At 46.2% G+C, this 7,793-nt stretch carries 8 protein-coding genes; 6 read left to right on the top strand and 2 right to left on the bottom strand.

Annotated elements, in window-relative coordinates; all coding sequences use genetic code 11:
- The first annotated feature begins 138 nt into the window (after positions 1-138).
- Genes aroB through Q0241_RS10230 form a run of 3 tightly spaced genes read left to right on the top strand, consistent with a single transcriptional unit; the run spans position 139 to position 3,219 of the window.
- Entirely contained in the window at positions 139-1,272 is a 1,134-nt protein-coding gene (aroB, locus tag Q0241_RS10240) for a 3-dehydroquinate synthase (protein ID WP_299377004.1), read from the top strand.
- A 38-nt stretch (positions 1,273-1,310) separates the two neighbouring features.
- Positions 1,311-2,591: an HlyC/CorC family transporter gene (locus tag Q0241_RS10235; protein WP_299377001.1), complete on the top strand. Its 1,281-nt coding sequence runs from the start codon at positions 1,311-1,313 to the stop codon at positions 2,589-2,591.
- 28 nt (positions 2,592-2,619) lie between these two features.
- Positions 2,620-3,219, top strand: a complete 600-nt coding sequence (locus Q0241_RS10230; RefSeq protein ID WP_299376998.1) for a DUF2889 domain-containing protein — start codon at positions 2,620-2,622, stop codon at positions 3,217-3,219.
- Positions 3,220-3,240: 21 nt separating this feature from the next.
- On the opposite strand, the gene Q0241_RS10225 is transcribed toward Q0241_RS10230, so the two are convergent.
- Together Q0241_RS10225 and Q0241_RS10220 are read right to left on the bottom strand one after the other, a co-directional pair.
- A complete protein-coding gene (locus tag Q0241_RS10225) occupies positions 3,241-3,600 on the bottom strand; it encodes a ribbon-helix-helix domain-containing protein (RefSeq protein WP_299376996.1) in 360 nt (119 codons plus the stop codon).
- Positions 3,601-3,894: a BolA family transcriptional regulator gene (locus Q0241_RS10220; protein WP_299376992.1), complete on the bottom strand. Its 294-nt coding sequence runs from the start codon at positions 3,892-3,894 to the stop codon at positions 3,601-3,603. It lies immediately after the preceding gene.
- 282 nt (positions 3,895-4,176) lie between these two features.
- On the opposite strand from Q0241_RS10220, the gene Q0241_RS10215 reads away from it, so the two are divergent.
- From Q0241_RS10215 to cobT, 3 genes are read left to right on the top strand one after another with little or no spacing between them, the layout of a single operon-like run.
- Entirely contained in the window at positions 4,177-4,770 is a 594-nt protein-coding gene (locus Q0241_RS10215; protein ID WP_299376989.1) for a J domain-containing protein, read from the top strand.
- A 49-nt stretch (positions 4,771-4,819) separates the two neighbouring features.
- Positions 4,820-5,815 (top strand): cobaltochelatase subunit CobS, encoded by a 996-nt coding sequence (gene cobS, locus Q0241_RS10210; protein ID WP_299376987.1) that lies wholly within the window; start codon positions 4,820-4,822, stop codon positions 5,813-5,815.
- 32 nt (positions 5,816-5,847) lie between these two features.
- Positions 5,848-7,698: a cobaltochelatase subunit CobT gene (gene cobT / locus Q0241_RS10205; RefSeq protein WP_299376984.1), complete on the top strand. Its 1,851-nt coding sequence runs from the start codon at positions 5,848-5,850 to the stop codon at positions 7,696-7,698.
- Positions 7,699-7,793 lie beyond the last annotated feature (95 nt).

The following is a 7,793-nucleotide window of genomic DNA, read 5'->3' as shown; positions in this document are numbered from 1 at the left end:
ATGAACAAGCAGATATCACAACTCAATCAGAAGAAGGTTCTGCTGATCTAACAACCCGCAATGCACTCAAAGGTCTTGAGGAATTTTGCGGCAGGTCACAAACCTCGTGAAAAACATCCGTTATAAAGATAAATGTAGATGAATAAAGAAACGTATGAGCGCCTCACACTCGATTTAGGGGAACGTAGCTATGATATACTGGTTGGCGAAAACCTGATAGCAAATGCTGGCGCGCTTGTTCATTCCTTTATCAAGCAGAGCAGAACGTTCATCATCACAGATGAAAACGTGGCCCGGCACCACCTGCCCACGCTTGAGGCCGCACTAAAATCAAAAAATATAGAAAGCAATACGCTTGTTTTACCCTTTGGCGAACAGACCAAAAGCTTTGCACAGCTTGATAGGGTTATTGACTTTCTTCTGGAACATAACATTGACCGCAAATCGACCCTTATTGCTTTTGGCGGCGGGGTCATCGGGGACTTAGCCGGATTTGCCGCGGCCGTCGTAATGCGCGGGATAGATTTCATTCAAATCCCGACAACGCTGTTATCACAGGTTGATAGTTCTGTCGGTGGCAAAACAGGAATCAACACTGCTCGCGGTAAAAACCTTGTTGGTAGTTTTCACCAACCCAAGCTGGTCCTTGCTGATACAGGTTTGCTAGAAACACTCCCCAACAGAGAGCTTCTTGCCGGCTATGCAGAGGTTGTCAAATACGGCCTGATCAATGATCCAGATTTCTTTAACTGGTTAGAAGACAAAGCCCACAAAGTCATTGCCGGGGATATTTCAGCGCGAACACACGCTGTGTTGGTTTCCTGTGCGGCTAAGGCAAAAATTGTAGCGCAGGATGAAAAAGAATCTGGGGCACGCGGCCTTCTAAATTTGGGACACACCTTTGGGCATGCTTTAGAAGCTGAAGCCGGGTACAATGGATCTTTACTTCACGGAGAAGCCATCTCTATCGGCATGGTGATGGCGCATGATTTATCTGCTGAGCTCGGCTTGTGCTCTGAAATAGACGCACAAACAGTTCGCGATCACTTTGAGAAAATTGGTCTCCCTGTCTCAACAGACTATGTATCCTCTAACGCATTAGGCGGGAAAAAGCTTGAAGTTTCCCGGTTGATGGATCACATGAGCAGAGATAAAAAAGTAAGTAACGGACGCCTGACCTTTGTAATGACAAAAGGTATTGGTCAGGCTTATCTGGATAACGCGGTAGATATGGCTGTCGTTTCTGACTTTATGAAACGCTTTATTGCCTAGATGATCGTACCGCCTTATTCACAACCCCTGAAAGGGCCATGGAAACAGAGTTAATTCTCGCTATTAGTGCCATTGTGGTACTACTCGCAATCTCCGCCTTCTTTTCTGGCGCAGAGACATCAATGACGGCGTCTTCAAAGCCACGCATGCATACGCTTGAGCAAAGCGGAGACAAAAAAGCACAGATCGTAAACAAGCTTTGGTCAGCAAAAGAACATCTGATTGGCTCTATTCTTCTGGGTAACAACCTCGTCAACATCTTGGCTTCCGCATTGGCGACGTCAGTATTCCTCAAGATATTTGGGGAGACTGGGGTTATCTATGCGACTCTGACGATGACCGCACTTGTCCTTGTCTTTGCAGAGGTCCTACCCAAAACCTACGCCCTGAGACACTCTGACAAAGCTGCGCTGGCATCAGCGCCTGTATTACGTCCTATCGTTTTCATATTTGGTCCAATTGCCCTCACCGTTGAGAGCATTGTCAAAATTATCTTGGCAATTTTTACACGCTCTGACACCGCAGACGAAATGAACGAATTCGCCGAAGAAGAGTTACGGGGCGCGATTGATCTCCACGAAGGTGAAGGCGAAGAGGTCCGTCATGAACGCGAGATGCTCAAATCCATTTTGGATCTGGATGACGTCGAGGTTGATGAAATCATGACCCATCGGCAGGATGTGAATTCCAGTGACATTGATCAATCACCCGCTCAGGTCATCGAAGACGTTCTGTCCAGCTCTTACACCAGAATTCCGTTATGGCAGGACAAGCCCGACAACATCGTCGGCGTTTTACATGCGAAAGCACTTTTACGGGCAATTCGTACACATGATGGCGAACTTGATCGGGAAACCTTGATTTCTATCGCCAGCACACCTTGGTTTATTCCTGAATCAACAAGCCTCTTGGCCCAGCTTCACGCTTTCCGTGATCGCCACGCGCACTTTGCTATCGTTGTTGATGAGTATGGTGAAATGCAGGGAATTGTGACCCTTGAAGATATTCTGGAAGAAATTGTTGGTGACATCACTGATGAACACGATATTGATATCGAAGGCGTTCAAACCGTTACCGAAAATGAATTTATCATCAACGGCACGGTAACCATCCGAGATTTGAACCGCCAATTTGAATGGCGGCTTCCTGATGACGAAGCCTCAACGATCGCAGGTCTTATTCTACATGAGGCACGGCAGATACCAAAAGTTGGGCAGGCCTTTGTCTTTCATGACATGCGTTTCGAAATTTTGGAGCGAAAGCGCCATCAAATTACATCTGTACGCGTGTCCCCCGTCGCGGAACAGATCACTGCATGAACCAACTGAAACACGCTAAGGACTAAATATGCCCTTATCCCCGGCAACCCGTCGAAAAAATCTTCATCAACGACGTTACGACTTTCAAGGGTACGAACGCGAAGATGGACAGTGGGATATTGAAGGTCGCATTACAGACGTCAAATCATATCCGTTTGACAATCAGTTCAGAGGAACGATTGAAGCAGGTGAAGCTCTGCACGATATGTGGATACGCCTGACCGTTGATATAAACTTCGTTGTTCAGGACATAGAGGCATGTATTGATGATAGTCCCTATTCGGTTTGCCCTTCAATCACACCGAACTTTCAAAAGGTCATTGGCCTGAAAGTTGGTCCGGGATGGCGGGCTGCTATTCGTCGGGCAGTTGGCGGCACCGAAGGCTGCACTCATCTCGTTGAAATGCTTGGTGCAATGGCCACGGTTACATTTCAAACCCTTTATCCCGCAATGATAAAACATCAAGAGAAACTCAAAGAAAACCAAGAGAGTGCATCCCCGGAGAACAAAGGCCAAGAAGGCAAACCCTCGAAGCGCCCAGGTATCATTGATACTTGCCACGCTTATAGTTCTGATGGAGAGATCGTCAAACAGGAATGGCCCGATTTTTACACAGGCCGCTCGTAACCGATTTCGTTAATAAATCAGTTACTTATTCTTTGAGATGGTAGGATACTGCGATGCAGGGATTGGCTGCCAACCTCTTTTTTCCTGTGCTGCTGTACGGAAATAAGAAAGAGTAAAAACTCTAATTGCAGCCGTCAGGCTTGATTGAACCCGTCTGCCTTCAACAAGATTACAGACTTCGTTCAAAGCCAGACCTTCCCGTTCACAAATTTCAGTCAACCCGCGCCACATCATTGGCTCTAGACGCAGTGATGTGCGATGCCCGCGAACAGTAACGTTTTTCAGAACCAGTCCGTTTTCTCCTGCCAGCCGCTTCATCTCTTTTTGGAGATCCCGTCGACTTTGCGAAAGAAATGAAACGTTATCATTTTCTTTCGCCATTCAGAAACCACCTGTGCCCATAGCTTTTATTTCATCGGGTGTATTAGCCTTGATTTGCAAAGCATGAATTGTGGAAACGAGTTCAGCTTTTAACAAGTCATGAATCATTCGTTGCCTGTTAACCCGATTAACACCAATAAATTTTTCAGAAACGATCTCAACAGAAAAATGGCTCTCGCCACCTTCGCGATACCCAGCGTGACCGATATGATGATGAGAATCATCTGTTACCGCCAAATGAGAAGGCGATAATCCTTCGCGCAAACGCGCGTCTATAGTTTCAGTCATCCCCATGGCACTACACCCTACAATCCATAGATATTTGCTTATAAAGGCAGCATAGTACCGACCAATATGCCCCGTTTTCAATGTAATTTAAAAAATTTCCATTAAAATGACGTTAATTCACGTTAAATTCACGCAACGACTAGCGACCTACAATCGGACACACCCATCTTCCTGTCCAGATTTAGAGATAAAATGTAAGCATACAAAGTGCTTACAAGAAGCTATTTTCCTAGGCTGGGACTTGTATCGACAGATAATAAACACCATAATTCGGGTATGAAAAGATCAATGCACGATGCTTCCTTACAAACCCCTTGGGACACAGTTGAAATCAAAAACTGCTGCGAGGCCGAAGGCTGTACGAATGAAGGAAAATATCGAGCACCAAAATCCAGAGTAAAATTAAACAGCTATTATTGGTTCTGTCTTGATCATGTGCGCGAATACAACACCGCCTGGAATTATTGCAAAGATATGAATGTAGCTGATGTAGATAGATTGCGTCGGCAGGATGCCGTCTGGGGCAAACCTTCTTGGCCATTGAACGGCGCAGGAAAAGAAAATTACGCAAAAAAACTGGATGATTTAGGGAAAGCCTGGCGTTCATTCGCCGGATATGACGCCAAACAGCCAGAACAAACACAAAAATTCATGCCCGAAGAAGAACGAAAAGCTCTTCGTGTATTGGGACTCGAAACGATAGAATCCTTGAAACAGATAAAAAAACGCTATCTGGCCCTGGCAAAAAAACTACATCCAGACACCAATGGTGGCGCAAAAGGAGCAGAAGACAGGCTCAAAAAGGTCAATCAAGCCTATAGCCTTTTAAAAAACAGCATTTTTATAAAAGAAACACTTCAAGAAACCGACCTGACGTCCTAGTGTAACGTCCGAGAAATGATAACACCCTAACAGAAGTATGGATGCAACGATGTCCTCTAAAGTAATTGGCCATGGCGAAATGATCATGGGCGGCCCAGATACAACAGTTTCAGCACGCGAAGCTTTTGGCATAGACAGTGATATGCAGGTACCTGCTTTCAGTACACGTAACGAATACGTTCCTGAAGAAGATCCTACCTATCAGTTTGACCACGATACAACCCTCGCACTTCTTGCAGGTTTTGCTTTTAATCGTCGGGTGATGATTCAAGGTTATCACGGTACAGGTAAATCAACCCACATTGAACAGGTCGCATCCCGCCTGAACTGGCCTTGTATTCGTGTCAATCTGGATAGTCACATCAGCCGTATTGATCTCGTCGGTAAAGACGCCATCGTCCTGAAAGAAGGCAAGCAGGTTACTGAATTCCGCGAAGGCTTAATGCCTTGGGCGCTACAACGCCCTGTCGCTTTGGTTTTTGATGAATATGACGCAGGGCGTCCTGATGTCATGTTTGTTATTCAGCGTATTCTTGAAGTCGAAGGACGTCTAACGCTGCTTGATCAGAACCGTGTCATCACTCCACATTCATCATTCCGACTGTTTTCAACTGCGAATACAGTTGGCCTCGGCGATACCACAGGCCTTTACCACGGGACACAACAGTTGAACCAAGGCCAAATGGACAGATGGAATATCGTCTCCACATTGAACTATCTTCCGCACAAAGATGAAATGCGCATCGTTCTGGCCAAACATCCGGAATACGACACGGAAGAAGATCGCGATCTTATTGCGAACATGGTGTCCTTGGCTGATCTCACCCGTAGCGGCTTCATCAACGGTGATATATCTACTCTTATGAGTCCTCGTACTGTTCTATCGTGGGCTGAAAATGCCAAAATCTTTGATAACATTGATTTTGCGTTCCGCCTCACCTTTTTGAACAAATGCGATGAAATGGAACGCCCCCTCGTGGCTGAGTACTTCCAAAGATGCTTTGGGCGTGAATTAGTAGATGGCAGTGAAAAATCTTCGTCCTAATCGACAGAAGACCAAGACGGTAAGTAACAGGTATGAGTAAAGCTGAAACGCCTTTAGAACAGTTTAAACGCGCGACTTCATCCACTGTAAAAGCGATGGCGAAGAAAAGCGAACTAAGTGTCGTTTTCTCTGCAAATGGTCGTGGTTTGAATGGGGATGAACTTCGGCTGCCCATACCTGTAAAGGATTTACCCGCTGATGATGTCCAGCGCATTCGGGGACGTGCAGATTCCTCGTCGTTGCGTCTGCGTTACCATGACACAAAAACACATCAAAAATTAAAACCCTCAGATAGTAAGGCTGCCGCGATCTTTGATTCTGTTGAACAGGCCCGGTGCGAAGCACTGGGTATGTCACGGATGGAAGGCGTTGCCCAAAATCTCGAAGCTCTTCACGAAGACACTCTTGATCAAATGGGGTATGGCAACGCCGTTACATCGGATGATGTGCCGTTGAACGAAGCCATGGCTGTCCTGGCCCGCGAAGCTCTGACAGGGCGACGGTTAGAAAAAACATCCGCTAAAATTGCTGAAATCTGGCGTCCGAACCTAAGCCAGGAAATTTTCGAGACACTGGATAGTCTTGGGGAACATGTTACAGACCAAGCACAGTTTGCCCGCGCCTTGCAAGATCTTCTTGGACAGCTAGATTTTGATGTAGAAGACAGCGAAGAATCAGAAACCGAAGAACAGGATGATCAAGATCAGCTAGACGATACGTCAGAGGATCAGGACCAACAGCAAACGTCGGAACAATCCGCCCCGATGGAAGCCGAAAGCAGTGACCAGGGTGACGCCGAAGGTGCTCCGGATGATGGCGGCGAAAGTGACGGGGAACAAATGGACGGGCAAGGCCAGGATTCTGCTGGTTCCCCTGATCAACAGCCCGATTTTGATCAAAACCACAACTATTCTGCTGTTCATGGGTATAAGTCTTTTACCTCTCAGTTTGATGAGATTATCGAAGCTCAGGACCTTTGCGAAGATGAAGAACTCTCACGCCTGAGAGAATTGTTGGATAAACAGCTTTCCCACCTTCAAGGCGTAATATCCAAGTTGGCAAACCGCTTGCAACGACGCCTGATGGCTCAACAAACCCGGAACTGGGAATTCAATCTGGAAGAAGGTTTACTTGATACAGCTCGTTTAACCCGTGTTGTGACCAACCCCATGCATTCTCTTAGCTTCAAGCAGGAAAGTGATACCGAGTTCAAAGACACGGTTGTAACTCTCTTGATAGACAATTCCGGCTCTATGCGTGGGCGCCCAATCACTATCGCAGCAATGAGCGCTGATATACTTGCCAGAACCTTGGAAAGGTGTGGTGTCAAAGTTGAAATTCTTGGATTTACCACAAAGATGTGGAAAGGTGGACAATCTCGAGAGCGCTGGATTGAACAAGGAAAACCCGGAAATCCAGGACGATTAAACGACCTACGGCATATTATTTATAAAAAAGCTGATGCCCCAATGCGCAGGTCCAGGAAAAATCTCGGCTTGATGTTGCGCGAAGGTATCCTAAAAGAAAATATAGATGGTGAGGCACTGTTATGGGCACATAATCGTTTACTCGCCAGAACAGAGCACAGACGAATTCTGATGGTTATCTCTGACGGTGCCCCTGTTGATGATTCCACCCTTTCCGTCAATAGCGGCAGCTATCTGGAAGATCATTTGCGTGAAGCAATTGAGCTCATCGAAAAACGGTCCCCGGTGGAACTTCTCGCGATCGGGATTGGACATGATGTCACCCGATATTATAAACGAGCCGTCACCATCAGCGATGCAGAGCAACTAGGTGGCATTATGATGGAAAAATTGGCTGAACTTTTTGCCGAAACGCCACGTAGTGGTGACAATCCACTAGAAAATTTCAAGCGATAACGCTTCATGAACTGATTCTTTTTCGAAACCTCGCAGACTTTATCCAACTTGCGGGGTTTCTTTTTAAGAATTATTCGCAAATAAACTTGACACTT

The organism is uncultured Kiloniella sp., from assembly GCF_937128705.1.
GTDB lineage: Bacteria > Pseudomonadota > Alphaproteobacteria > Kiloniellales > Kiloniellaceae > Kiloniella.
The sequence above is the reverse complement of the archived record's forward strand: the minus strand, read 5'-3'. Positions and strand labels throughout refer to the sequence as shown.

What these genes read in the sequence shown, in the direction of transcription:
- aroB (WP_299377004.1), top strand. Translation starts at nt 139, where the DNA reads ATGAATAAAGAAACGTATGAGCGCCTCACACTCGATTTAGGGGAACGT.
- Q0241_RS10235 (WP_299377001.1), top strand. Translation starts at nt 1,311, where the DNA reads ATGGAAACAGAGTTAATTCTCGCTATTAGTGCCATTGTGGTACTACTC.
- Q0241_RS10230 (WP_299376998.1), top strand. Translation starts at nt 2,620, where the DNA reads ATGCCCTTATCCCCGGCAACCCGTCGAAAAAATCTTCATCAACGACGT.
- Q0241_RS10225 (WP_299376996.1), bottom strand. Translation starts at nt 3,600, where the DNA reads ATGGCGAAAGAAAATGATAACGTTTCATTTCTTTCGCAAAGTCGACGG.
- Q0241_RS10220 (WP_299376992.1), bottom strand. Translation starts at nt 3,894, where the DNA reads ATGGGGATGACTGAAACTATAGACGCGCGTTTGCGCGAAGGATTATCG.
- Q0241_RS10215 (WP_299376989.1), top strand. Translation starts at nt 4,177, where the DNA reads ATGCACGATGCTTCCTTACAAACCCCTTGGGACACAGTTGAAATCAAA.
- cobS (WP_299376987.1), top strand. Translation starts at nt 4,820, where the DNA reads ATGTCCTCTAAAGTAATTGGCCATGGCGAAATGATCATGGGCGGCCCA.
- cobT (WP_299376984.1), top strand. Translation starts at nt 5,848, where the DNA reads ATGAGTAAAGCTGAAACGCCTTTAGAACAGTTTAAACGCGCGACTTCA.